This window comes from Methylobacterium sp. UNC300MFChir4.1 (assembly GCF_900110155.1).
In the GTDB taxonomy this organism is placed as follows: domain Bacteria; phylum Pseudomonadota; class Alphaproteobacteria; order Rhizobiales; family Beijerinckiaceae; genus Methylobacterium.
This window is the reverse complement of sequence record NZ_FOCS01000012.1, coordinates 162,375-184,331: the sequence shown is the minus strand read 5'-3', so window position 1 is coordinate 184,331 and position 21,957 is coordinate 162,375. Positions and strand designations below refer to the sequence as shown.

At 70.7% G+C, this 21,957-nt stretch carries 26 protein-coding genes; 17 read left to right on the top strand and 9 right to left on the bottom strand.

Translation table 11 applies throughout. The features are described 5' to 3' along the window. The 13 genes from BMY19_RS17785 to recA all read left to right on the top strand — a co-directional run. Window positions 1-752, top strand: a 752-nt coding sequence (locus BMY19_RS17785) for an EF-Tu C-terminal domain-related protein (RefSeq protein ID WP_244534944.1), incomplete at its 5' end; no start/stop codon positions are given. A gap of 80 nt (window positions 753-832) precedes the next feature. Then, the gene (rpsJ, locus tag BMY19_RS17780; RefSeq protein WP_007569268.1) at window positions 833-1,141 is read left to right on the top strand and encodes a 30S ribosomal protein S10; all 309 of its coding nucleotides are present in this window, start codon (window positions 833-835) and stop codon (window positions 1,139-1,141) included. 51 nt (window positions 1,142-1,192) lie between these two features. Continuing rightward, window positions 1,193-1,918: a 50S ribosomal protein L3 gene (rplC, locus tag BMY19_RS17775; protein WP_020094259.1), complete on the top strand. Its 726-nt coding sequence runs from the start codon at window positions 1,193-1,195 to the stop codon at window positions 1,916-1,918. Next, window positions 1,918-2,538 (top strand): 50S ribosomal protein L4, encoded by a 621-nt coding sequence (gene rplD, locus BMY19_RS17770; protein ID WP_020094258.1) that lies wholly within the window; start codon window positions 1,918-1,920, stop codon window positions 2,536-2,538. The genes rplC and rplD overlap by 1 nt, the downstream gene beginning before the upstream one ends. Next, window positions 2,535-2,831: a 50S ribosomal protein L23 gene (locus BMY19_RS17765; protein ID WP_020094257.1), complete on the top strand. Its 297-nt coding sequence runs from the start codon at window positions 2,535-2,537 to the stop codon at window positions 2,829-2,831. Before rplD ends, BMY19_RS17765 begins: the two co-directional genes overlap by 4 nt. 25 nt (window positions 2,832-2,856) lie before the next feature. After that, entirely contained in the window at window positions 2,857-3,693 is an 837-nt protein-coding gene (gene rplB, locus BMY19_RS17760; RefSeq protein ID WP_020094256.1) for a 50S ribosomal protein L2, read from the top strand. Between the two features lie 5 nt (window positions 3,694-3,698). After that, the gene (gene rpsS, locus BMY19_RS17755; protein WP_012319190.1) at window positions 3,699-3,977 is read left to right on the top strand and encodes a 30S ribosomal protein S19; all 279 of its coding nucleotides are present in this window, start codon (window positions 3,699-3,701) and stop codon (window positions 3,975-3,977) included. A 1-nt stretch (window position 3,978) separates the two neighbouring features. Then, window positions 3,979-4,365 carry a 50S ribosomal protein L22 gene (gene rplV, locus BMY19_RS17750; protein WP_012319191.1) on the top strand — a complete coding sequence of 129 codons (387 nt, stop codon included), beginning with the start codon at window positions 3,979-3,981 and terminating at the stop codon, window positions 4,363-4,365. A 10-nt stretch (window positions 4,366-4,375) separates the two neighbouring features. Next, the gene (gene rpsC, locus BMY19_RS17745; RefSeq protein ID WP_012319192.1) at window positions 4,376-5,122 is read left to right on the top strand and encodes a 30S ribosomal protein S3; all 747 of its coding nucleotides are present in this window, start codon (window positions 4,376-4,378) and stop codon (window positions 5,120-5,122) included. An 11-nt stretch (window positions 5,123-5,133) separates the two neighbouring features. Next, a complete protein-coding gene (rplP, locus tag BMY19_RS17740; RefSeq protein ID WP_012319193.1) occupies window positions 5,134-5,547 on the top strand; it encodes a 50S ribosomal protein L16 in 414 nt (137 codons plus the stop codon). A 12-nt stretch (window positions 5,548-5,559) separates the two neighbouring features. Continuing rightward, a complete protein-coding gene (rpmC, locus tag BMY19_RS17735; RefSeq protein ID WP_020094255.1) occupies window positions 5,560-5,775 on the top strand; it encodes a 50S ribosomal protein L29 in 216 nt (71 codons plus the stop codon). A 21-nt stretch (window positions 5,776-5,796) separates the two neighbouring features. Continuing rightward, entirely contained in the window at window positions 5,797-6,060 is a 264-nt protein-coding gene (gene rpsQ / locus BMY19_RS17730) for a 30S ribosomal protein S17 (RefSeq protein WP_020094254.1), read from the top strand. 486 nt (window positions 6,061-6,546) lie between these two features. Then, window positions 6,547-7,638 (top strand): recombinase RecA, encoded by a 1,092-nt coding sequence (recA, locus tag BMY19_RS17725; RefSeq protein WP_026605101.1) that lies wholly within the window; start codon window positions 6,547-6,549, stop codon window positions 7,636-7,638. Between the two features lie 133 nt (window positions 7,639-7,771). On the opposite strand, the gene BMY19_RS17720 is transcribed toward recA, so the two are convergent. The 7 genes from BMY19_RS17720 to flgB all read right to left on the bottom strand — a co-directional run bounded on the left by BMY19_RS17720 (window position 7,772) and on the right by flgB (window position 14,229). After that, window positions 7,772-10,567 carry a cell cycle histidine kinase CckA gene (locus tag BMY19_RS17720; protein ID WP_100252461.1) on the bottom strand — a complete coding sequence of 932 codons (2,796 nt, stop codon included), beginning with the start codon at window positions 10,565-10,567 and terminating at the stop codon, window positions 7,772-7,774. Between the two features lie 179 nt (window positions 10,568-10,746). Continuing rightward, window positions 10,747-11,814 carry a flagellar biosynthesis protein FlhB gene (gene flhB / locus BMY19_RS17715; protein ID WP_020094251.1) on the bottom strand — a complete coding sequence of 356 codons (1,068 nt, stop codon included), beginning with the start codon at window positions 11,812-11,814 and terminating at the stop codon, window positions 10,747-10,749. A gap of 53 nt (window positions 11,815-11,867) precedes the next feature. Further along, window positions 11,868-12,629 (bottom strand): flagellar biosynthetic protein FliR, encoded by a 762-nt coding sequence (gene fliR, locus BMY19_RS17710; protein ID WP_042675345.1) that lies wholly within the window; start codon window positions 12,627-12,629, stop codon window positions 11,868-11,870. A gap of 51 nt (window positions 12,630-12,680) precedes the next feature. After that, window positions 12,681-12,947, bottom strand: coding sequence for a flagellar biosynthesis protein FliQ (fliQ, locus tag BMY19_RS17705; protein ID WP_012319200.1), 267 nt, complete (start codon window positions 12,945-12,947; stop codon window positions 12,681-12,683). A 48-nt stretch (window positions 12,948-12,995) separates the two neighbouring features. Beyond that, entirely contained in the window at window positions 12,996-13,310 is a 315-nt protein-coding gene (gene fliE, locus BMY19_RS17700) for a flagellar hook-basal body complex protein FliE (RefSeq protein WP_012319201.1), read from the bottom strand. Window positions 13,311-13,354: 44 nt separating this feature from the next. Further along, window positions 13,355-13,762, bottom strand: coding sequence for a flagellar basal body rod protein FlgC (gene flgC / locus BMY19_RS17695; protein ID WP_020094248.1), 408 nt, complete (start codon window positions 13,760-13,762; stop codon window positions 13,355-13,357). Window positions 13,763-13,827: 65 nt separating this feature from the next. Continuing rightward, window positions 13,828-14,229: a flagellar basal body rod protein FlgB gene (gene flgB / locus BMY19_RS17690; protein WP_056533882.1), complete on the bottom strand. Its 402-nt coding sequence runs from the start codon at window positions 14,227-14,229 to the stop codon at window positions 13,828-13,830. Window positions 14,230-14,560: 331 nt separating this feature from the next. Between flgB and BMY19_RS17685 the strand changes: the two genes are divergently transcribed. Beyond that, window positions 14,561-15,829, top strand: a complete 1,269-nt coding sequence (locus BMY19_RS17685) for a hypothetical protein (protein ID WP_244534943.1) — start codon at window positions 14,561-14,563, stop codon at window positions 15,827-15,829. Window positions 15,830-15,942: 113 nt separating this feature from the next. Beyond that, complete coding sequence (locus BMY19_RS17680; RefSeq protein WP_020094245.1) at window positions 15,943-16,179, top strand: hypothetical protein; 237 nt, start codon at window positions 15,943-15,945, stop codon at window positions 16,177-16,179. A gap of 24 nt (window positions 16,180-16,203) precedes the next feature. Here BMY19_RS17680 and BMY19_RS17675 read toward each other — a convergent pair whose 3' ends face one another. Further along, window positions 16,204-17,538, bottom strand: a complete 1,335-nt coding sequence (locus tag BMY19_RS17675; protein WP_100252451.1) for an MFS transporter — start codon at window positions 17,536-17,538, stop codon at window positions 16,204-16,206. 218 nt (window positions 17,539-17,756) lie between these two features. On the opposite strand from BMY19_RS17675, the gene dnaN reads away from it, so the two are divergent. Further along, the gene (gene dnaN, locus BMY19_RS17670; RefSeq protein WP_100252450.1) at window positions 17,757-18,878 is read left to right on the top strand and encodes a DNA polymerase III subunit beta; all 1,122 of its coding nucleotides are present in this window, start codon (window positions 17,757-17,759) and stop codon (window positions 18,876-18,878) included. A gap of 221 nt (window positions 18,879-19,099) precedes the next feature. Next, window positions 19,100-20,254, top strand: coding sequence for a DNA replication/repair protein RecF (gene recF / locus BMY19_RS17665; protein WP_091681201.1), 1,155 nt, complete (start codon window positions 19,100-19,102; stop codon window positions 20,252-20,254). A 6-nt stretch (window positions 20,255-20,260) separates the two neighbouring features. On the opposite strand, the gene BMY19_RS17660 is transcribed toward recF, so the two are convergent. Further along, a complete protein-coding gene (locus tag BMY19_RS17660; protein WP_100252449.1) occupies window positions 20,261-21,952 on the bottom strand; it encodes a methyl-accepting chemotaxis protein in 1,692 nt (563 codons plus the stop codon). Window positions 21,953-21,957: the final 5 nt, after the last annotated feature.

The window sequence follows — 21,957 nt, the reverse complement described above, 5'->3', positions numbered from 1 at the left end:
TGGAGCTGGTCGAGCTGGAGGTGCGCGAGCTGCTCTCCAAGTACGACTTCCCGGGCGACGACATCCCGATCACCAAGGGCTCGGCGCTGATGGCGCTCGAGGACAAGGAGCCGAAGATCGGCAAGGAGGCGGTCCTGGCGCTGATGGCGACCGTGGACGGCTACATCCCGCAGCCGGAGCGTCCGATCGACATGCCGTTCCTGATGCCGATCGAGGACGTGTTCTCGATCTCGGGCCGCGGCACGGTGGTGACGGGTCGCGTCGAGCGCGGCATCGTGAAGGTGGGCGAGGAAGTCGAGATCGTCGGCATCCGGGCGACCACCAAGACGACGGTGACGGGCGTGGAGATGTTCCGCAAGCTGCTCGACCAGGGGCAGGCGGGTGACAACGTCGGCGTGCTGCTGCGCGGCACGAAGCGCGAGGACGTGGAGCGCGGCCAGGTCGTGTGCAAGCCGGGTTCGGTGAAGCCGCACTCGAAGTTCAAGGCCGAGGCGTACATCCTGACCAAGGAGGAGGGCGGCCGCCACACGCCGTTCTTCACCAACTACCGGCCGCAGTTCTACTTCCGGACCACGGACGTGACCGGGATCTGCACGCTGCCGGAGGGCACCGAGATGGTGATGCCGGGCGACAACGTGACCATGGACGTGGCGCTGATCGTGCCGGTGGCCATGGAGGAGAAGCTGCGCTTCGCCATCCGCGAGGGCGGCCGCACCGTCGGCGCCGGCGTCGTCGCCGCCATCAACGACTGAGCTCGAGCAAGCATCCTTAGCAGGGCGCGGCGGGGTGAAGGCCTCGCGTACCCCGCCGTCCCTCTCAAGGTTCCAGGATCATGAACGGTCAGAACATCCGCATTCGCCTCAAGGCGTTCGATCACCGCATCCTCGATGCGTCGACCAAGGAGATCGTCTCCACGGCCAAGCGTACGGGCGCGACCATCCGCGGCCCGATCCCGCTCCCGACGCACATCGCCAAGTTCACCGTGAACCGCTCGCCCCACATCGACAAGAAGTCGCGCGAGCAGTTCGAGATGCGCACGCACAAGCGGGTGCTCGATATCGTCGATCCGACGCCTCAGACCGTGGACGCGCTGATGAAGCTCGACCTCGCCGCCGGCGTGGACGTGGAGATCAAGCTCTGAGTCCGCTGAGGACTTAGAGCTTACCGTTTCATCGCGCGAGGGAGAGAACCTATGCGCTCAGGCGTCATCGCACAGAAGGTCGGCATGACCCGCGTCTTCACGGACGCGGGGGAGCATGTCCCCGTCACCGTGCTCAAGATCGATCAGTGCCAGGTGGTTGCCCACCGCACCGTCGAGAAGAACGGCTACGTCGCGCTGCAGGTCGGCGTCGGCAAGGCCAAGGTCAAGAACGTCTCGGCCGCCGAGCGGGGCCGCTTCGCGGTCGCCAAGGTCGAGCCGAAGAAGAAGCTCGCCGAGTTCCGCGTGTCCGAGGACGCGCTGATCCCGGTCGGCGCCGAGATCACCGCGGACCACTTCATCCCCGGCCAGTTCGTGGATGTCACCGGCACCACGACCGGTAAGGGCTTCGCCGGCGGTATCAAGCGCTGGAACTTCGGCGGCCTGCGCGCCACCCACGGCGTGTCGATCTCGCACCGCTCGATCGGTTCGACCGGCGGCCGCCAGGATCCGGGCAAGACCTTCAAGAACAAGAAGATGCCGGGTCACCTCGGCGTCGAGCGGGTCACCACCCAGAACCTGCGCGTCGTGCGCACCGATCCCGAGCGCGGCCTGATCCTGGTCGAGGGCGCGGTCCCGGGCGTCGCAGGCGGCTGGATCCAGATCCGCGACGCGGTGAAGCGCAAGCTCCCCGCCGACGTTCCGCTGCCGGGCAAGTTCCGCGAGAACGGCGCCTCCGCCCCGGCGACCGAGGCCCCTGCGGCTGAGGAGACCGCGTGATGAAGCTCGATATCAAAACCCTCGACGGTGCCGGCGCCGGCTCGGTCGAGCTGAACGAAGAGATCTTCGGCCTGGAGCCGCGCGCCGACCTGCTGCAGCGCATGGTCCGCTGGCAGCTCGCCAAGCGGCGCGCCGGTACCCACGCCGTGCAGAACCGCTCGGACGTGAACCGGACCCGCAAGAAGCTCTACAAGCAGAAGGGCACCGGTAACGCCCGCCACGGCGCGGCCTCGGCGCCGCAGTTCCGCGGCGGCGGGCGCGCCTTCGGCCCCGTGCCGCGCGACCACAGCCACGACCTGCCCAAGAAGGTCCGCGCCCTGGCCCTGCGCCACGCCCTGTCGGCCAAGGCCAAGGCCTCGACCCTGATCGTCGTCGACGACATCAAGATCGAGGATCACAAGACCAAGGGTCTCATCGAGCGCTTCGGCAAGATGGGCCTCTCGAACGCGCTGATCATCGGCGGTGCCGAGGTCGACGTGAATTTCGGCCGGGCCGCCCGCGCCATCCCGCAGATCGACGTGCTGCCCGTGCAGGGCATCAACGTCTACGACATCCTGCGCCGCGACACGCTCGTCCTGACGAAGGCTGCCGTCGACGCGCTGGAGGAGCGTTTCAAATGAGTGCCGATCCGCGCCACTACGACATCGTCGTCTCCCCGGTCATCACCGAGAAGGCGACCAACCTGACCGAGCAGAACAAGGTCGTCTTCCGCGTCGCCCCCAAGGCGACGAAGCCTCAGATCAAGGAGGCCGTCGAGAAGCTGTTCGACGTGAAGGTCACGGCCGTGAACACCCTTGTCACCAAGGGTAAGAAGAAGATTTTCCGCGGTCTCCGCGGACAGCGCTCCGACGTGAAGAAGGCGATCGTGACCCTGGCCGAGGGCCACTCGATCGACGTCACGACCGGGCTCTGAGGACGGGATTTAGGGATCCAAGCCGATGGCCTTGAAGACATTCAAACCGGTCACGCCGAGCCTGCGCCAGCTCGTGCTCGTCGACCGCCGTGAGCTCTACAAGGGCAAGCCGGTGAAGGCGCTGACGGAGGGCAAGTCGTCCTCCGGCGGCCGCAACAATCTCGGCCGCATCACCGTCCGCTTCCGCGGCGGCGGCCACAAGCGCGTGCTGCGCAACGTCGACTTCAAGCGTCGCGAGCAGCTCGGCGTCGCCGCCACGGTGGAGCGGATCGAGTACGATCCGAACCGCACGGCGTTCATCGCGCTGATCAACTTCCCCGACGGGAAGCAGAGCTACATCCTGGCCCCGCAGCGCCTGCAGCCGGGCGACAAGGTGGTGGCCGGCGAGAGCGTCGACATCAAGCCGGGCAACGCCGCTCCGGTCGGCTCGATGCCGGTGGGCACGATCGTCCACAATGTCGAGCTGAAGATCGGCAAGGGCGGCGCGATCGCCCGCTCGGCCGGCAACTACGCGCAGATCGTCGGCCGCGACCAGGGCTACGTGACGCTCCGCCTGAACTCGGGCGAGCAGCGCCTGGTCCACGGCCAGTGCTTCGCCAGCGTCGGCGCGGTCTCGAACCCGGACCACATGAACATCTCGCTCGGCAAGGCCGGGCGCAACCGTTGGCTCGGCAAGCGCCCGCACAACCGCGGTGTGGCGATGAACCCGGTCGACCATCCGCACGGCGGCGGCGAGGGTCGCACCTCGGGCGGCCGCAACCCGGTCACGCCCTGGGGCGTGCCCACCAAGGGGAAGAAGACCCGGTCCAACAAGCGGACCGACGTGTTCATCCTGTCCAGCCGCCACAACCGCAAGAAGTAATCGCTATGGCACGCTCTCTCTGGAAGGGGCCGTTCGTCGACGGCTACCTCTTCAAGAAGGCCGAGGCGGCGCGGGGCTCCTCGCGCTCCGAGGTCATCAAGATCTGGAGCCGCCGCTCCACGATCCTCCCGCAGTTCGTCGGGCTCACCTTCGGTGTGCACAACGGGCAGAAGCACATCCCGGTCTACGTCACCGAGGAGATGGTCGGGCACAAGTTCGGCGAGTTCTCGCCGACCCGCACCTTCCCGGGCCACGCGGCCGACAAGAAGGCGAAGAGGCGCTGAGATGGGCAAGCAAGCCACCCCCCGCGCGCTCCCCGAGAACGAGGCGAAGGCCGTCGCGCGCATGCTGCGCGTCAGCCCGCAGAAGCTCAACCTCGTGGCGCAGATGATCCGCGGCAAGAAGGTCGACACGGCGCTCGCCGAGTTGCAGTTCTCGCGCAAGCGGATCTCGACCGAGGTCAAGAAGTGCCTTGAGAGCGCCATCGCCAACGCCGAGAACAACCACGACCTGGACGTCGACGACCTCGTCGTGTCCCAGGCCTTCGTGGGCAAGGCGCTGGTTCTCAAGCGTTTCCACGCCCGCGCCCGCGGCCGCGGCGCGCGCATCCTGAAGCCCTTCTCGAACCTCACCATCGTGGTTCGCGAAGTCCGCCAAGCCGAAGCGGCTTGAGGAGGATCTGATGGGTCAGAAAGTCAACCCGATCGGTCTCCGGCTCGGCATCAACCGGACCTGGGATTCCCGCTGGTTCGCCAACAAGGGCGACTACGCGAAGCTCATGCACGAGGACGTCGCGATCCGCGCCGCCCTCATGAAGCAGCTCAAGCAAGCGGCGGTCTCCAAGATCGTCATCGAGCGCCCGCACCGGAAGTGCCGGGTCACCATTCACTCGGGTCGTCCGGGCGTGGTGATCGGCAAGAAGGGCGCGGACATCGAGAAGCTGCGCAAGCTCGTCGGCACGATGACGAAGGCCGACGTGACCATCAACATCGTCGAGGTGCGCAAGCCCGAGATCGACGCCACCCTGGTGGCCGACTCGATCGCCCAGCAGCTCGAGCGCCGCGTCGCCTTCCGGCGCGCCATGAAGCGGGCCGTGCAGTCGGCCATGCGTCTGGGCGCCGAGGGCATCCGGATCAACTGCTCGGGCCGTCTCGGCGGCGCCGAGATCGCCCGCCAGGAATGGTACCGTGAGGGCCGCGTCCCGCTGCACACGCTGCGCGCCGACGTCGATTACGGCACCGCCACGGCGTTCACGACCTACGGGACCTGCGGCATCAAGGTGTGGGTGTTCAAGGGCGAGATCCTCGAGCACGATCCGATGGCCCAGGACAAGAAGGCCCAGGAAGAGGGCGGCCGCTCTGGCGGACGCCGTGAGCGCGATGGCGAGGGCGGCCGCGAGCGCGGACGCCGCGAGCGCGAGCACGCGTAAGGTAGGAAGCCATGCTGCAACCGAAAAAGACCCGCTTCCGCAAGCAGTTCAAGGGCCGCATCCACGGTGCGGCCAAGGGCGGCTTCGAGCTGAACTTCGGCCAGTTCGGCCTGAAGGCGGTGGAGCCCGAGCGCGTCACTGCCCGCCAGATCGAGGCGGCCCGCCGCGCGATCACCCGCGAGATGAAGCGCCAGGGCCGCGTCTGGATCCGGGTGTTCCCGGACGTCCCGGTGTCGTCGAAGCCGACCGAGGTCCGCATGGGCTCCGGTAAGGGCGCCCCGGATTACTGGGCGGCCCGGGTCCATCCCGGCCGGATCATGTTCGAGGTCGACGGCGTTGCCGAGAACATCGCCAAGGAGGCACTCCGCCTCGGCGCCGCGAAGCTCCCGATCCGCACGCGGGTCGTCCAGCGCATCGCCGACTGAACGGAGGATATCGTGAAGTCGACCCAGAGACTGTCTGATCTGAAGGCGCTGTCGCCGGATCAGCTGAATGACGAGCTGATCAACCTCAAGAAGGAGCAGTTCAACCTGCGCTTCCAGGGGGCCACCGGCCAGCTCGAGAACGTCGCCCGCGTCCGCGAGGTCCGTCGCGACATCGCCCGTGTCCGGACTCTGCAGCGTTCCAAGACGCTGCAGCAGGCCAAGGGCTGAGGCGGGTTTTAGGAGACAACCATGCCGAAGCGCATCCTTCAGGGCACCGTCGTCAGCGACAAGGGTGAGAAGACCATCGTGGTGAAGGTGGAGCGCCGCTTCACGCACCCGGTGATGAAGAAGACCGTGCGGCGGTCGAAGAACTACCACGCGCACGACGAGGGCAATGTCGCCAAGGTCGGGCAGACGGTGTTCATCGAGGAGTGCCGTCCGTTCTCCAAGACCAAGACCTGGAAGCTGGTCGAGGGCGAGGCCGCCCAGGCCGAGGCCGGCGAGGCCGCCTGATCCCGGGATCCCGGCGGCTGCGGTCTCCGCGTCCGCCAGATCCCGGCCCGCGGCGTCGCGGGATGGTGCCTCCTCTGGGGTGACCATCCCGGGGATGCCCGGTGACCGGTACGACGAACGCCCGGACGCAATTCGACTCGCGAGAGCCGGATTCGTGCCGGGCGTCGTCGTTTTCGGCCGCATGTCTGGCGGTCGGGTCCCGGTCGCCGGCGGGCCGAGCCTGCTGCGGGACCGCGGGAGGCGTCGCCATTGCGGCTGGCGGTCGTCCCGTCCAGCGCGTTGTGTCGGCGTTCGTACGGGTCCTCGCGGGCGATTACCGGATTGGATTGCTGTCGCGGGGCATCCGGGGCTCGAGCCGGGATTTCGTGACTTGCGTCCGGCAAAACCGCGTTGCGGCCTTGCTGGCTGAGAACAAAACGGGTACATAAAGGCGGTGGCGACGCGCGTTGTGAACTGCGTCCAACCCCTTCATAAGGAGCCCGCCAGATGGCCCAGCCCGCATTGAAAGTGGTCGACATGCCCCCGGTGGACAAGGACAAGTCCAAGGCCATTGACGCTGCCCTGGCTCAGATCGAGCGCGCCTTCGGCAAGGGCTCGATCATGCGGCTCGGCAAGAACGACAAGGTCCAGGAGGTCGAGACCGTCTCGACCGGCTCGCTGGGCCTCGACATCGCGCTCGGCGTCGGCGGCTTGCCGCGCGGCCGGGTGATCGAGATCTACGGTCCGGAATCGTCCGGCAAGACGACGCTGGCGCTCCACACGATCGCGGAGGCCCAGAAGAAGGGCGGCGTCTGCGCCTTCGTGGATGCCGAGCACGCCCTCGACCCGGTCTACGCCCGCAAGCTCGGCGTGAACCTCGACGACCTGCTGATCTCCCAGCCCGACACGGGTGAGCAGGCGCTCGAGATCACCGACACGCTGGTGCGCTCGGGCGCCATCGACGTGCTGGTGGTCGATTCGGTGGCCGCGCTGACCCCGCGGGCCGAGATCGAGGGCGAGATGGGCGAGAGCCAGCCGGGCCTCCAGGCCCGCCTGATGAGCCAGGCCCTGCGCAAGCTGACCGGCTCGATCTCGCGCTCGAACTGCATGGTCATCTTCATCAACCAGATCCGAATGAAGATCGGCGTCATGTACGGCAGCCCTGAGACGACCACGGGCGGCAACGCCCTGAAGTTCTACGCCTCGGTGCGCCTCGACATCCGCCGCATCTCGACGCTCAAGGACCGCGACGAGGCGATCGGCAACCAGGTCCGCGTCAAGGTGGTGAAGAACAAGGTCGCCCCGCCCTTCAAGCAGGTCGAGTTCGACATCATGTTCGGCGAGGGCGTGTCGAAGGTCGGCGAGCTGATCGACCTCGGCGTGAAGGCCGGCATCGTCGAGAAGTCCGGCGCCTGGTTCTCGTACAACAGCCAGCGCCTCGGCCAGGGCCGCGAGAACTCGAAGGGCTTCCTGCGCGACAATCCGAAGATCGCCGCCGAGATCGAGGGCTCGATCCGGCAGAATTCCGGTCTGGTCGCCGAGAAGATCTTGGAGAACGCCGCCCCGACGGCGGACGATCTCGACGAGGGCGAGGCCTAGGCCGCGCCGCCGCGCGCCGCCGCGGGCCGGCGACGGCGCGCGGCGGACCTTGCGACGTTCGAAGATGCGCGGCCCCGGAGTCTCTCCGGGGCCGCTCTTCGTTGAGCGACGGTGACCGGACGCGACGGGCCAATCAGTCCGCCATCGTCTTCTTCACGGTCTCGACGAGCTGCTTCAGGCTGAAGGGCTTGGGCAGGAAGTTGAAGGTCTCACCCTCGGGCAGGTTCTTGCGGAACGCGTCCTCGGCGTAGCCGGACACGAAGATCACCTTCAGGTCGGGCTGATGCTTGCGCACCTCCCGCAGGAGCGTCGGGCCGTCCATCTCGGGCATGACCACGTCGGAGACGACGAGATCGATGGTCTGCGCGCCCTCGCGGACGATCGCCAGGGCCTCGAGGCCCGAGGCCGCCTCCAGCACCGTGTAGCCGCGGGCCGAGAGCGCCCGGCTGTTGACCGCCCGCACCGGGTCCTCGTCCTCGACGAGCAGGATGGTCCCCTGCCCCGTATGATCGGCGGCGGGCTTGCGCGGCGCCGGCTTGTCGACCTTGGCGGGCGGCGTCTCCCCCTTCGGCACAGCGGCGTCGCCGCCCGCGGCCGGCGCGGTGACCGGCTTGGCGTCCGACCCGGAATCGGGATGGGCGGTGGTGGAAGCCGGCGCGAGCGGCTCCGCGCGCGGCAGTGCCGGCTCGGCCGCCGCGACCGGCACCTCCTCGGGCTCCGCCACGGGCACGTGACGCGGCAGGTAGATGCGGAAGGCCGTGCCCTCCCCGACCTTCGACTGCACGTCGATGGTGCCGCCGGACTGCTTGACGATGCCGAACACCGTCGAGAGCCCGAGGCCGGTGCCCTTGCCGATCTCCTTGGTGGTGAAGAACGGCTCGAAGATCTTCTCCATCAGCTCGGGCGGGATGCCCTGGCCGGTGTCGCGCACCTCGATCAGCACGTGGTCGCCCGCCGGCGCCCCACCGCGCCCCTCCGCCCCGGCGGCCGCCCCCGGATCGGAGACGTTCTCGGTGCGGATCATCAGCTTGCCGCCCTCCGGCATGGCGTCGCGGGCGTTGACCGCCAGATTGACGATCACCTGCTCGAACTGGTTGACGTCGGCCTTCACGGGCCAGACCTCGCGGCCGTGCTTCAGCTCCAGCGCGACGCGCTCGCCGAGCAGCCGCTTGAGGAGGAGGGTCAGCTCGGAGAGCGCCTCCCCGACATTCATCACCTCCGGGCGCAGCGTCTGCCGGCGGGAGAACGCCAGGAGCTGGCGGACGAGGCCCGCCGCCCGGTTGGCGTTCTGCTTGATCTGCATGATGTCCTGGAAGGCCGGGTCGGTCGGCCGGTGGCTCGCGAGCAGCAGGTCCGAGTAGCCGATGATCGCCTGCAGGACGTTGTTGAAGTCGTGCGCGATGCCGCCGGCGAGCTGGCCGACCGCGTTCATTTTCTGGGCCTGGGCGACCTGCTGCTCCAGCTGGCGCTGCGCCGTCGTGTCGAGGGCGTAGAGGATCACCCGCTCGGCCTCGTCGGTCTGCTGGCCGGCATCGCCGCCGTCGGCCGGGCTGAGCCAGACCCGGGCCGAGCGGCCGCCGGGCCCGTTGAGCTGGACCTCGATCGGCTCCGGGTCGGTCCGCCCGCTCGCGGCGCGGGCGAGCCCGGCCTCCAGGGCGGTCCGGTCGGCCACCGAGTCGGCGACGTTGGGCTCGACCCGCGGCACGCCCTCCCCGTCCGGGGCGCCGTCGTCGGCCTGCCGCGGGACCGTGCCGAACAGGCGCGTGAACGAGGCGTTGGCGCGGGCGATCCGGCCGCCGCTGTCGAGGGTCGCGATGGCGATCGGCGAGTTGTTGAGGAAGCGGGCCAGCCGGACCTCGGCGGCGCGCTGCGGCTCGTCGGTCTCGGCCCCGGCGGAGCGGTTGATCACGAAGGTCCGCGACGAGCCGGGCTTGCCGTCCTTGCCGAAGGCGACCCGGTGGTAGAGCCGGACCGGCAGGGTGTGACCGTTGCGGCGGCGCAGGTCGAGGTCGAAGCGGTCGGTGCGGACCTCGCCCGGCAGGCCGGCCGTGCGCACCAGCACGTCCGCCTCCGGGGCGATCTCGGTGAGGTGCGGGCCGCCGGGGCCGACGCTGGCGAGGTCGTAGCCGAGCCAGGCCGCCAGGGTCGCGTTCATGTAGACGATGGCGCCCGCCGGATCGATCGACAGGAAGCCCGCCGGGGCGTGGTCGAGGTAGTCGATGGCGTGCTGGAGTTCCTGGAAGACGTTCTCCTGCCGCTCCCGCTCGGCGGTGATGTCGGCCACCGTCCAGAGGGAGGCCGCCCGGCGCGGGCGCGCGAGGGGCCGCACCGAGACCCGGTACCAGCCGAAGCCGCGCTCGCCGGCCGTTGGGCCGAGGGGCGGCGACATCCGCACCTCCTCGGTGTGGGCCCGGGCGTCGCGTGAGGCCTGCGACAGGCGGTAGACCGCCTCGGAGACCTCCGGCGAGCCGACGAGGATGCGCTCCACCGGCGCGAGGTTGGAGAAGGTGTCGCCGCTGGCGATCCGGAGATAGGCCTCGTTGGCGTAGATCAGCCGGCCGCCGTCCTCGACGACCAGCTGGCCGTCCGGCGAGGCGTCGACGATGCCCTTGGTGATGTCGTCCCGGGCGGCGCTGCCGCTGAGCTGGAGCGCTCCGATGGCGAGGGCGAACAGGAAGAACACGCCCGCCATGGCCAGCAGGGCCAGCAGCCAGACGATCAGCGACTGGGCCTGCTCGTTGGCCACGAAGGACAGGCCGATGGCCGCGCCGACCAGCAGGCCGGCGAGCACGAGGAGCAGGCCGACCCGGCCCGGCTGTTCCGAGCGGTCGATCGAGCCCGTTCCCAGCAGGGACGAGGCCGGCGCGACCGGGGGACCCGAATTCTGCGGGCCCGCGGCGGGCGCCGGAGGTCCAGTGACGTCGGCCATCGGCTTCATTCCAGAACAGTCACCCGGTTAGTCCGCCGGCCATATCAGGACATGCGGGGCGCGGCATCAGTCTCGTCGCGCCAAGCCTTGACACAGCCTCGCGAAAAAAGGTGGAGGAAGCGTGGCTTTCGCCCCACCGGGCGTTCGGCGAGACGGCGCGGCGCGCGGATTGCGCGGGGCTACGCCGCCCGTCTCCGCAGGCGCAGCACGAACCCGATGACCTCCGCCACCGCGCGGTAGTGCTCGGCCGGGATCTCCCGGTCGATCTCCACGGTGGCGTGGAGCGCCCGGGCGAGCGGCGGGTTCTCGATCACCGCGACCCCGTGCTCGGCCGCCACCGCGCGGATACGCAGGGCGAGCGCGTCGACGCCCTTGGCGACGCAGACCGGCGCGGCCATGCCGGTCTCGTAGCGCAGTGCCACCGCGTAGTGGGTGGGGTTCGTCACCACGACGGTGGCGGTGGGGACCGCGGCCATCATGCGCTTCTTCACCCGGGCCATCCGGAGCTGCTTCAGGCGACCCTTCACCTCGGGATTGCCCTCCGACTCCTTCATCTCCTGCTTGAGCTCCTCCTTCGACATCCGGTGGCGCTTGCGCCAGCGGAACCGCGCGTAGAGCGCGTCGCCGAGGGTGATCGCGAGGTGCATGCACAGCATGCCGGCGAGCAGCTTCAGGCTGAGGGACAGGATCGCCGGCATGGAGGCGGCCGGGTCCAGCTGTGCGAACACTTCCAGCCGGTCGCGGTCGTTCCACAGCATCACCGCGCCGACCACGCCCACGGCGGCGATCTTCGCCAGCCCCTTGCCGAACTGGAACAGGGCCTCGACGCCGAGGAGCCGCTTCACGCCCGCCATCGGCGAGAGGCGCGAGAATTTCGGCATCAGCGTCTCGGCGGAGAAGACCAGCGGGTGCTGCAGGAGCCCCGCGGCCAGCCCGGCCACGACCGCCAGCCCGACCGGCACCGCCACCGCCTGGAGCCACAGCCACAGGCCGCGCGTCATGGCCGCCTTCATGGCCGTGGCGTCGTCCGGCAGGGTATGGGCGTTGGCGAGGTAGGCCTTGAGCCCGTGCAGCAGGTTCGTGGCGATGGTCGGGGCCGCGACCAGCAGCGCCAGGGTGAACGCGGCCAGTATCGCGAAGGTGTTGATCTCGGTGCTGGTCGCGACGTCGCCGCGCTCGATCGCCTGATCGAGCCGTCGTTGGGACGGCTCCTCGGTCTTGTCCTCGTCGTCGGTATCGTCGGCCATCGCGCGTCGGGCTCAGAGCGTGGGCATCGTCGGGGCACGGGCGGTCCGGCCGCTCAGCGGCCGACGTAATCCCCGAGATACCGGCCCAGGTCGTCCAGGAAGACGCCCATCATGACGCCGAGGCAGCCCATCAGCAGCAGCATGCCGATCAGCACCGAGGCCGGGACCGCCAGGAAGAACACCTGCATCTGGGGCATCAGCCGCGACAGCACGCCGAGACCCAGGTTGAACAGGATCCCGAAGGCGATGAATGGGCCGGCGATCTGCACCGCCAGGGTGAAGCCTCGGGCCAGCGCCTTCGTGGCCAGCATCAGCGCATCCGAGAAGGACGGCACGCCGTCGGGGGGCAGCACCACGTAGCTGCGGGCCACGCCCTCGATGGCGAGATGGTGCAGGTCCGCGGCGAAGATCAGCGTGATCCCGAGCAACGACAGGAAGTTGCCGATCGCCACCTGCTGGCCGCCCTGGCTCGGATCCACCGTCATTGCGTAGGACAGCCCGACCTGCGCCGAGATGATCACCCCGGCGGTCTGAAGGGCGGCGAGGATCATCCGCACCGTGAGGCCGAGCACCAGCCCGATGATCGTCTCGCCGAATAGGAGCCCGATCAGCCGCGGGCCGGCCACGCCCTCCGTGCCGCCGAGCAGCGGGCGCACGGTCGGGAACAGCACCAGGGACGTGAGCAGCGCGAAGGCGAGGCGCAGGCGCGGCGACACCGTCTGCTCGCCGATCCCCGGCATCAGCATGATCAGCGTGCCGATGCGCGCGAAGGTGATCAGGTAGGCCGAGGCGATGCCGGGCAGGAGCAGGTTCATCGCGGCCCCTATGGCACGCGGGGGCCACGCCTGTCCCGGCCGGCGGGCGCATCAGCCGCCGGCCGCGATGCGGGCGGCGATGCGAGTCATGTAGCCGGCCATGGCGTCACCCATGAAGGGCAGCATCAGCAGGAGCGCGGCGAACACCGCCACGACCTTGGGCACGTAGATCAGCGTCTGCTCCTGGATCTGCGTCAGGGCCTGGACCAGGGACACGGCGAGGCCGACCGCGAGCGCGACCAGCATCAGGGGCCCGGCCACCTTGAGGAATACGAAGATGCCGTCGCGGGCGATGTCGAGGATGGCGAGGCCGGTCATGGGGGTGCGCTCAGTGCGGGGGGAGCGGGCGGGGAAACGGTCGGCCGGTCAGATCTGCATCCGCATGATCTCCTCGTAGGCGGAGATCATGCGGTCGCGCACCGCCACCATGGTCTGCAGGGCGGTCTCGCTCTCGGCGACCGCGGTGACCACGTCCACGACGTTGGCCTTGCCGGCGGCCGCGGAGACGGCCTGGGAATCGGCCCGACGGCCGGCATCGCCGACGCTGTCCAGGGTCTGCCCGAGCATCTGCATGAAGTCGGTGCCGGTGCCGGTCGTCGGCTGCACCCGGGGGGCGGGCCGGCCGCCGGCGAGGCCCTGGACGGCCGCGTAGGCACCCGCCGCGAAGTTGCTCGAAGCCATCGCCATGCGTCCTTGCTAAGCGGTCCTGCCGCGGGCTTCGGGGGTCACTTCAGGATGCCGAGGGTCTGCGCCAGCATCTTGCGGGTGGCGCTGATCATGTTGAGGTTCGCCTCGTAGGAGCGCTGGGCCTCCCGCAGGTCCATGTTCTCGATCAGCGCGTTGACGTTGGGCATCTGCACCACGCCCTGGGCGTCGGCCGCGGGGTTGCCGGGCTCGTACTTGGTCCGGAAGGCCGACGGGTCGCGCCTGACGCGCCCCGCCTCGACGAGCTTGGCACCGGTCTCGTCGTCGAGGTGGCTGGTGAAGGTCGGGATCTTGCGGCGGTAGGGCTGCGCCCCGGCGGAGGCCGGCGCGGAATCGGCGTTGGCGATGTTCTCGGCGATGATGCGCATCCGGCCCGACTGGGCCTTGAGGCCCGCGGCCGCCACCGCCAGCGACTTCGTGAATTCCATGGCTCAGGACCCTCCCGCTGCCGCGACCCCGCGGCCGTCGGCGCTCCACATTCGGTCGTCGCGCGTCAGCTCTTGCCGATCGCGATCTTCAGGGTGGTCAGGCTGTGCTGGTACAGCGAGGCGGCGAGCTGGTAGTCCGCCTGGTTCTCGCCGGCCTTCATCATCTCGTCCTCGAGGTTGACGCCGTTGCCGCTGGGCCGGACCTCGAAGCCCTTGGCGCGCTTGGAGTCGGCTCCGACCGTCTGGCCGGGCGGTGCCATGTGGCCCGCGCTCGTGAGCGTCAGGCCGGAGCCGCTGGTGGCGAGGGCGCCGGTCGCCCGGTCGAAGCGCGGCTCCACGAGGTCGCGGGGCTTGAATCCCGGCATGTCGGCGTTGGCGACGTTCTCGGCGATCACGCCCTGGCGCGCCTGCGCCCATTGCATCCGCGTGCGCAGCATGCTCAGCACGGGCAGATCGGTGAGGGCCATGGTCGCCTCCGGGATGGCGTGGCCGCGCCGGGACGAGCGGGCTCGGCAAAATCTGCCGCCTGCATGGTTAACGGCGCGTTAAGCCCGATCTCCGGGTCGGCCGGTGCCCGCGTCAGCTCGCGCCGCGGGGGAGTGAACCCCCGGTTCGGCCGGGCCGGCGGCGCAGTCCCGACCTATTGTCTTGCGCGCGCTCAATTAAAAGGTCTGTTAACGAACTCTTAACGTCGTTTGCCTTGCCGCCCCTCCGGCGTGGTATGGATCAAGTCCGTGCCGGCGCGCACCCGCGGCGGTCGGAACGTGCGAGTGCGTAATCTTGCGATGGCTGCAATCCGTGTTCGGCTCTGACGGCTCCCCCATCGTCCAGTATATCGTGATCTTCGCCGTCATCTTCACGGCGCTCGCGGCGATCGTGTTCACGGTGCGCCGGCTCACCGGCCGGAGCCTCGCCCTGCCGGGGCGGTCCGGGAGCCGCGGGCGCCAGCCGCGCCTCGGGATCGTCGACGTGTACGAGCTCGACCGGGCCCGGCAGCTCATCCTGCTGCGCCGGGACAATGTCGAGCACCTGCTCCTCGTGGGCGGCCCCAACGACGTGGTGGTCGAGCGCAACATCCAGCGCGGCCAGCGGCCCCTGCCGGAGGCGGCGATCCGGCCGGAGCTGGCGCCGGAGCCGCTGGACGAGCCGCTCCCGGACCCCCTCGTCCAGGGCGGCCGCCTGCCCGAGCCGCCCCGCGGTCTGCCGGAATCCGGCGGCCGGCGCGCGGAACCGCTGTTCGATCCGGGCTTCGCGATGCCGGTGGTGGTGCCGTCGCCGGTGCCGCGCTCGGCCTCCGCTCCGCCCGTGACGCTGCCCCTCGATCCCGGGCTGTTCGGCGGCGACGAGCCCGGCCAGGACGTCACCGCACCTCTGAGTGCCGCGCCGCCCGCGCCTCAACCCCCGGCGCCGCCCGCGCCCGAGCCGGTGGTGCCGCCGCCGATGGTGTCGCCGCCGATCGCGCCGCCGGCGGTGGAGCCGCCCGCGCCCCCGCCGCGCGAGCCGGTCGCCCCGCGGCGGATCCTGAGCCGGACCGCGCCGCCGCTGATCGAGCCGCGGCCCAACCCGGCCTCCGAGCGCAAGCCCGAGCCGGCACCGGCGGAGCCGGAGACCGCCCGTCTGGCCCCGAGCCTCGCGGTGCCCTCCGAGCGCAAGTCGGTCGATCCGGTGGTCCTGTCCGACATGGCCCGGCAGCTCCAGGCCGCCCTGTCGCGCTCGTCCTCGGCCGTGACGCCGCCGCCGCAGCCCGCGCCCGCCCCGCCGGTGCCCGAGGGCGTCGATCCGCTGGCCGCCGCGATGGCGAGCGTCCCGGTCGAGCCGGTGCCCGCCCCCGCCCCGGTCGACGAGCCGGAGGCCCCGCCGCCCCCACCTCCACCTCCGCCTCCGGCCAAACCCGTGCCGCCGCCGGCGATGCCCAAGGTCGAACCCCCTCCGCCCGTGCCGGCCCCGCCGCCGCCGCCGTCCGCGCCCACGCCCGACGCGAAGGGATCCGGCAACCCGTTCTCGGTGGAGGAGATCGAGGCCGAGTTCGCCCGCCTCCTCGGTCGCCCGCTCGACAAGCGGAGCTGAGGAGCTCCGCCCCCGCCGAGCGGGCGCGTCGGGACCGCGTCCTCGATCGCGAGAGCCGCGATTTACCGACGGTTAACCATCTTCCGGGACGTTCCGGCCCGGAGGATGTCGCTATGCTCGCGCTGGATGCTGGAACGGCTCACCGGAGCCGCGCTTACAGAGCCTTCCGGCTCGACCGGGCGGGCCGCGTCCGCGCGGCCGAGATCCTGTCGGCCGAGGACGACACGCAGGCGCGCCGCCGCGCCCGGGCGATGGTCGGGCGCGACGCGATCGAGCTGTGGGAGCGGACGCGCTTCCTCGGGCGCTTCGAGCCCACCGTGGCGGCGGCTCAGGATCGCGCCGGCCGCTGAGGCCGGCGGCGCCCGCCCGTCCCGTCAGCGGCCGGCAGTCTCCGGCATGGCCAGCACGGCGAGGAAGCTGAGGATCGCGGCCCCCGCTAGGTAGAACCCGACGAAGCCGATGCCGCCGTAGGCCGCGAGCTGCTGCGCGATGTAGGGCGCCCCCGAGGCCCCCAGGATCCCCGCGAGGTTGTAGGTCACCGAGGCGCCCGTGTAGCGCACCCGCGTCGGGAACAGCTCGGGCAGGACGGCGCCCATCGGTCCGAACACCCACCCCATCGTCAGGAGGCTGAGGCACAGGAAGCCGAGGACCGGCGGCCAGGTGCCGGTGCCGGTGCCGGCGGCGTGGCCCAGCATCGGCCCCATGAGGAAGCCCAGCAGGAACGTCACGGCCATGCCGGAGAGCAGCACAGGCCGGCGGCCGAAGCGGTCGGCCGCGGCCCCCGACACGACGGTGCCGAGCGCCATGAAGCAGACCGCGATGCACTCGAACAGCAGGAAGGTCGGCCGGCTGTAGCCGAGGGTGCCGGTGCCGTAGCCCAGGGCGAAGACGGTGGAGAGATAGAAGACCGCGTAGACCGCCACCATCGCGAAGGTACCGACCAGGACGGCGTGGCCGTGCTGGGTCAGCATGGTGGCGAAGGGCACGCGCTCCGGCCGCGCCTGGCTGAGCGCCGCCTTGAAGGCCGGCGTCTCGGTGAGCTTCAGGCGCACGTAGAGCCCGACGCCGACGAGCGCCGCCGAGGCCAGGAACGGCAGGCGCCAGCCCCAGGCCTGGAAGCTCTCGGGCGTCAGGCCGAAGCTGAGGGCGAGGAAGCCGAGATTGGCCAGGACGAAGCCGACCGGCGCCCCGAGTTGCGGGAAGATGCCGTACCACGCGCGCCGGCCCGGCGGCGCGTTCTCGACCGCCAGCAGCGCCGCGCCGCCCCACTCGCCGCCGAACCCGATCCCCTGCCCGCAGCGCAGGATGCACAGCGCCGCCGGCGCCCACCAGCCGACCGACGCGTAGGTCGGCAGGCAGCCGATCAGCACCGTGGAGATGCCCATGATCAGCAGCGACGCCACCAGCGTCGCCTTGCGGCCGACCCGGTCGCCGAAATGCCCGAACAGGGCCGCGCCGACGGGCCGCGCGATGAACGCGATGGCGAAGGTCGCGAAGGCGCTGAGCTGCTGCACGCCGGGCGCGCCGGCGGGGAAGAAGACCGGGCCGATCACCAGGGCGGTGGCGGTGGCGTAGATGTAGAAGTCGAAGAACTCGATCGCCGTCCCGACGAAGCTCGCGGCGAGGATCCGCCGAGCACTCGGGGGAGCGCTCGGGGCGGCCTGCGAGGGGTCTGCGGTGTTGCCCGCGGGGTCGATGGTCTGCAGCATGATCGGGATGGGGGGTCCGGGTCGGTCGCGGCGCTTTCGCACGGGCCGCCGGGGGCCGATACCCCGCTCCGGACATGGGCATCCGCCCTGGACGCGGAGGTCGCTGTGCGGTGCACCGACGGCGGCCTTGCGTTCCCCTGTCCCCTTCGCCAAGCTGAACGGCCATATTCCGCGACGGTCGCCGGCCGCGGCGCCGTCCCTATCACTTGAGTATTGCGATGAGAGTCACTGTCGAGCGCGCGGCCCTGCTCAGGTCGCTCGGCCACGTGCACCGGGTCGTCGAGCGCCGCAACACGATCCCGATCCTGTCGAACGTGCTCCTGCGCGCGGAAGGGTCGGGTCTCCAGCTCCGGGCGACGGATCTCGACATCGAGGTGACCGAGAGCGTGCCGGCGGACGTGGCGGATGCGGGCGCCACGACCGTGCCGGCGCACGTGATCTACGACATCGTGCGCAAGCTCCCCGACGGCGCGCAGGTCTCCCTGGAGACCGGCGGCGAGTCCGGCCAGATGACGATCCGGTCCGGACGCTCGCGCTTCGCCCTGGGCGCCCTGCCGGAGGGCGACTTCCCGGACCTCGCCGCCGGCGAGATGCCGCACGGCTTCGAGATCGCCGCCGCCGACCTGAAGCGGCTGATCGAGAAGACCCAGTTCGCGATCTCCACCGAGGAGACCCGCTACTACCTGAACGGCATCTACCTGCACACGCTGGAGACCGAGAACGGCCCGGCGATGCGGGCGGTGGCAACGGACGGCCACCGGCTCGCCCGCGTCGAGATCCCGGCCCCGCAGGGCAGCGTCGGCATGCCGGGCGTGATCGTGCCCCGCAAGGCGGTCGCCGAGATTCAGAAGCTCCTCGACGACGGCGGCGAGACCGTCTCGGTCGACCTGTCGCCCGCGAAGATCCGCCTGCGCTTCGCCGGCGGCCTGACGCTGATCTCCAAGCTGATCGACGGCACCTTCCCGGATTACCAGCGCGTGATCCCGGCCAACAACGACAAGCGGCTGACCGTCGAGCGCGACGCCTTCGCGAAGGCCGTGGACCGGGTCTCGACGATCTCGTCGGAGCGCGGGCGCGCGGTGAAGCTCGGGCTCGCCGAAGGGCGCCTCGCGCTCTCGGTGAACAACCCGGATTCCGGTAGTGCCACCGAGGAACTCGACGTCGACTACGAGGCGGCCGGCCTCGATATCGGCTTCAACGCCCGCTACCTCCTCGACATCACCGCGCAGCTCGAGGGCGACACCGCCCTGTTCAAGCTCGCGGATCCCGGCTCGCCGACCCTGATCCAGGACCGCGAGGGCGCGCCGGCGCTGTACGTGCTGATGCCGATGCGGGTGTGAGGCGGCCGCGCGGATCCCGGTCCCGCCCTCGTCCCGAGGTGCCGGAGTGAAGCGGGGGGCCGCGCGGGAGGTCCCCGGACGGCGATGTGGTTTCTGGAGCCCGCCCGCGCGGCCCGCTGACGCGGGCGCCTCGGGGCGAGGTGGTTGGATGGGATGTCAGACAGCAAGGGACGGTTGAGCGCGGCGCGTCTCGGCCCCTCGATTCACCCCTCGGTTCACCGATGAGCGACATCCGCGATCCGCGGGACGAGCTCGACGGGTCGAGCCTGCGCGTCACCCGCCTGATCGCCCGCGATTTCCGCAACCACGCGGACCTCGAACTGACGCCCGAGGCCCGCTTCGTCGCGCTGGTCGGGGAGAACGGCGCGGGCAAGACCAACCTGCTCGAGGCGCTCTCGCTGTTCGTGCCGGGCCGGGGCCTGCGCCGGGCGGAGTTCGCCGCCATGGCGCGCAGCGGCGGCCCGGGGGGATTCGCGGTCTCGCTCACCCTCGACCGCGACGGCGCCGAGCACCGGCTCGGCACCGGGCTCGAGCCGCCGGGTCCCGACGGGCGCGCGAGCCGGCTGTGCCGGATCGATGGCGCCACCGCGGCCTCGCCGGTGGCGTTCAGCGAGTTCCTGCGGGTCGTCTGGCTGACCCCCGACCTCGACGGCCTGTTCCGCGGGGCGGCCGGAGACCGGCGGCGGTTCCTCGACCGTCTCGTGCTGGCGGTCGACGCCGCCCACGGCGCCCGGGTCTCCGCGCTGGAGCGGGCCCTGCGCTCGCGCAACCGCCTGCTGGAAGAGCGGCCCGACGACGACCGCTGGCTCGACGCGGTGGAGCGGGAGGTCGCGGAGCTCGGCGTCGCCGTGGCGCTCGCCCGGCGCGAGACCGCCGAGCGCCTCGACCGGCTGATCGCCGAGACCCGGGACGACGCGCAGCCCTTCCCCTGGGCGGCCATCCGCCTCGAGGGCGACCTCGACGATCTGGTCGCTGTCTGGCCGGCCCTCGAGGCCGAGGACCGCTACCGCATGGCGCTCCGCAACGGCCGCAATCGGGACCGGGCCGCCGGCCGCACGCTGATCGGGCCGCAGAGCAGCGACCTCGTGGTCCGCCACGGCCCGAAGGACGTGCCGGCCGGGACGGCGTCCACGGGCGAGCAGAAGGCGCTGCTCATCGGCCTCGTCCTCGCCCACGCGCGGCTGGTGCGGGCCATGAGCGGCATCGCCCCGCTGATCCTCCTGGACGAGGTGGCGGCCCACCTCGATCCCCGCCGCCGGGCCGGCCTGTTCGAGGCCCTCGAGGCCCTCCCGGGGCAGGTCTGGATGACCGGCGCGGACCCGGACGCCTTCGCGCAGGCCGGCACCCGGACGCAGGTCCTGCGGGTCGGCGGCTGATCGGCCTCAGGCCGCCCGGACCGACCCGAGAAAGCGGGAGACCTCGACGCCCAGATGCTCGGACTGGCGCGACAGCTCGCCGGCTGCTCCCAGAACCTGGGCTGCCGCGGCGCCGGTCTCTTCCGAGGCCCGCGCCACGCCGGCGATGTTGCTCGTCACCTCGTCGGTGCCGGCCGCCGCCTGCGAGACGTTGCGGACGATCTCCTGCGTGGCCGCGCCCTGCTCCTCGACCGCCGCCGCGATGGTGGCGGCGACCGCGTCGATCTCGCGGATCCGGGCGGCGATCGTGTCGATGGCCGAGACCGCCTGGCCGGTCACACCCTGGATCTGGCCGATCTGCTGGCTGATCTCCTCGGTGGCCCGGGCGGTCTGGCCGGCCAGCTCCTTGACCTCGGCGGCGACGACCGCGAATCCGCGGCCGGCCTCGCCGGCCCGCGCCGCCTCGATCGTGGCGTTCAGCGCCAGCAGGTTGGTCTGGCCGGCGATGTTCGCGATGAGCCCGACCATATCGCCGATGCGCGTCGCCGCCTGGCTGAGCGCCTGAACGAGGTGCTGGGTCTCGTCCGCCTCGCCGACCGCCGCCTGCGCGAGGTTGGCCGAGCCGAGGACCTGCCGGCCGATCTCCTGCACGGAGGTGCCCAGCTCCTCGGCGGCGGCCGCCACGGTCTGGACGTTGGCGGAGGCCTGCTCGGCGGCGGCCGCCACCGTGGTGGACTGGCTGGCCGTCTCGGTCGCACTCGACGTCATGGTCTGGGCCGTGGCCTGCAACTCGGTGGCCGAGGACGAGACCATCCCGACGATGCTCCCCACGGCCCGCTCGAACCCGTCCGCGAGTTCCACCATGGTCCGCCTGCGCGCGGCCGCTGCCGCCTCGTCGGCGCGGCGCTTCATCTCGGCTTCCTCGGCGGCCTTACGGGCGACCATGACCTTGATACCCTCGACGGCCTTGCCGACGGCGCCCACCTCGTCCCTTCGGGCGGCCTCGGTGATCTCGGCCTCGACCTCGCCCTGCGCCATCCGCTGCAGGACCTTGACCAGCCGGTCGAGCGGCCGCGTGATCCCGACCGTGGCGATGAACACCGCCGCCAGCAGCCCCGCCAGCATGCCGAGACCGCTGACGATCATCAGCGTCCGGCGGGTCTCGTTGGTCTGATCGGTCAGGTCGCCCGAGCCCCTCTGCATGTACGTATCGATGTCCTCGGCCATCCGGTTGCCGTCGGTCAGCAAGCCGGAGAACGTCGGATCGATCGCCGTGTGGATCAGCGCGATGGCTTGCTCGTTCTGATTGGCAGTGCCCAGCCGGCGGACCTCGCTCACGTCCCTGAGATAGCGCTCGATCCGCGCGGCCTGCTCATCGATGCGCGCGGCGAAGGTCGGCGCGTGCGATCGGAGGCTCGGAAGGAGCGCCCTCACCGCGGGCAGCGCGGCCTCGAAGCCGCTGTTGGCGGCCTGCATCTGGCCCTGATCGGTCTCCGCGATGATCCGGTAGACCCAGTAGTTCAACTCGATCACCAGGCGGTTCAGCCTGCGTGCCTCCGCCACCGCCGTCGCCTCGCGGGCGAGGAACTCGCTGTAGCGGTCGTCGATGACCGTCATCCGCGCCTGAGCGTACCAGATACATCCGCCGACAATCACGCTTATCAGTGCGATAACGGCAGCAATCTTTGGAAGTATATTGATATTGGATAAGCGTATCACTGTCC

Bases quoted from the DNA above. Each gene is read 5' to 3' on its own strand.
- dnaN (WP_100252450.1), top strand. From the start codon at position 17,757: ATGAGAGTCACTGTCGAGCGCGCGGCCCTGCTCAGGTCGCTCGGCCAC.
- BMY19_RS17675 (WP_100252451.1), bottom strand. From the start codon at position 17,538: ATGCTGCAGACCATCGACCCCGCGGGCAACACCGCAGACCCCTCGCAG.
- BMY19_RS17680 (WP_020094245.1), top strand. From the start codon at position 15,943: ATGCTCGCGCTGGATGCTGGAACGGCTCACCGGAGCCGCGCTTACAGA.
- rplC (WP_020094259.1), top strand. From the start codon at position 1,193: ATGCGCTCAGGCGTCATCGCACAGAAGGTCGGCATGACCCGCGTCTTC.
- flgB (WP_056533882.1), bottom strand. From the start codon at position 14,229: ATGGCCCTCACCGATCTGCCCGTGCTGAGCATGCTGCGCACGCGGATG.
- flhB (WP_020094251.1), bottom strand. From the start codon at position 11,814: ATGGCCGACGATACCGACGACGAGGACAAGACCGAGGAGCCGTCCCAA.
- fliQ (WP_012319200.1), bottom strand. From the start codon at position 12,947: ATGACCGGCCTCGCCATCCTCGACATCGCCCGCGACGGCATCTTCGTA.
- recF (WP_091681201.1), top strand. From the start codon at position 19,100: ATGAGCGACATCCGCGATCCGCGGGACGAGCTCGACGGGTCGAGCCTG.
- rpsQ (WP_020094254.1), top strand. From the start codon at position 5,797: ATGCCGAAGCGCATCCTTCAGGGCACCGTCGTCAGCGACAAGGGTGAG.
- rplV (WP_012319191.1), top strand. From the start codon at position 3,979: ATGGGCAAGCAAGCCACCCCCCGCGCGCTCCCCGAGAACGAGGCGAAG.
- rpsS (WP_012319190.1), top strand. From the start codon at position 3,699: ATGGCACGCTCTCTCTGGAAGGGGCCGTTCGTCGACGGCTACCTCTTC.
- flgC (WP_020094248.1), bottom strand. From the start codon at position 13,762: ATGGAATTCACGAAGTCGCTGGCGGTGGCGGCCGCGGGCCTCAAGGCC.
- recA (WP_026605101.1), top strand. From the start codon at position 6,547: ATGGCCCAGCCCGCATTGAAAGTGGTCGACATGCCCCCGGTGGACAAG.
- rpsC (WP_012319192.1), top strand. From the start codon at position 4,376: ATGGGTCAGAAAGTCAACCCGATCGGTCTCCGGCTCGGCATCAACCGG.
- rplD (WP_020094258.1), top strand. From the start codon at position 1,918: ATGAAGCTCGATATCAAAACCCTCGACGGTGCCGGCGCCGGCTCGGTC.
- rplP (WP_012319193.1), top strand. From the start codon at position 5,134: ATGCTGCAACCGAAAAAGACCCGCTTCCGCAAGCAGTTCAAGGGCCGC.
- fliR (WP_042675345.1), bottom strand. From the start codon at position 12,629: ATGAACCTGCTCCTGCCCGGCATCGCCTCGGCCTACCTGATCACCTTC.
- BMY19_RS17720 (WP_100252461.1), bottom strand. From the start codon at position 10,567: ATGGCCGACGTCACTGGACCTCCGGCGCCCGCCGCGGGCCCGCAGAAT.
- BMY19_RS17765 (WP_020094257.1), top strand. From the start codon at position 2,535: ATGAGTGCCGATCCGCGCCACTACGACATCGTCGTCTCCCCGGTCATC.
- rplB (WP_020094256.1), top strand. From the start codon at position 2,857: ATGGCCTTGAAGACATTCAAACCGGTCACGCCGAGCCTGCGCCAGCTC.
- fliE (WP_012319201.1), bottom strand. From the start codon at position 13,310: ATGGCTTCGAGCAACTTCGCGGCGGGTGCCTACGCGGCCGTCCAGGGC.
- rpsJ (WP_007569268.1), top strand. From the start codon at position 833: ATGAACGGTCAGAACATCCGCATTCGCCTCAAGGCGTTCGATCACCGC.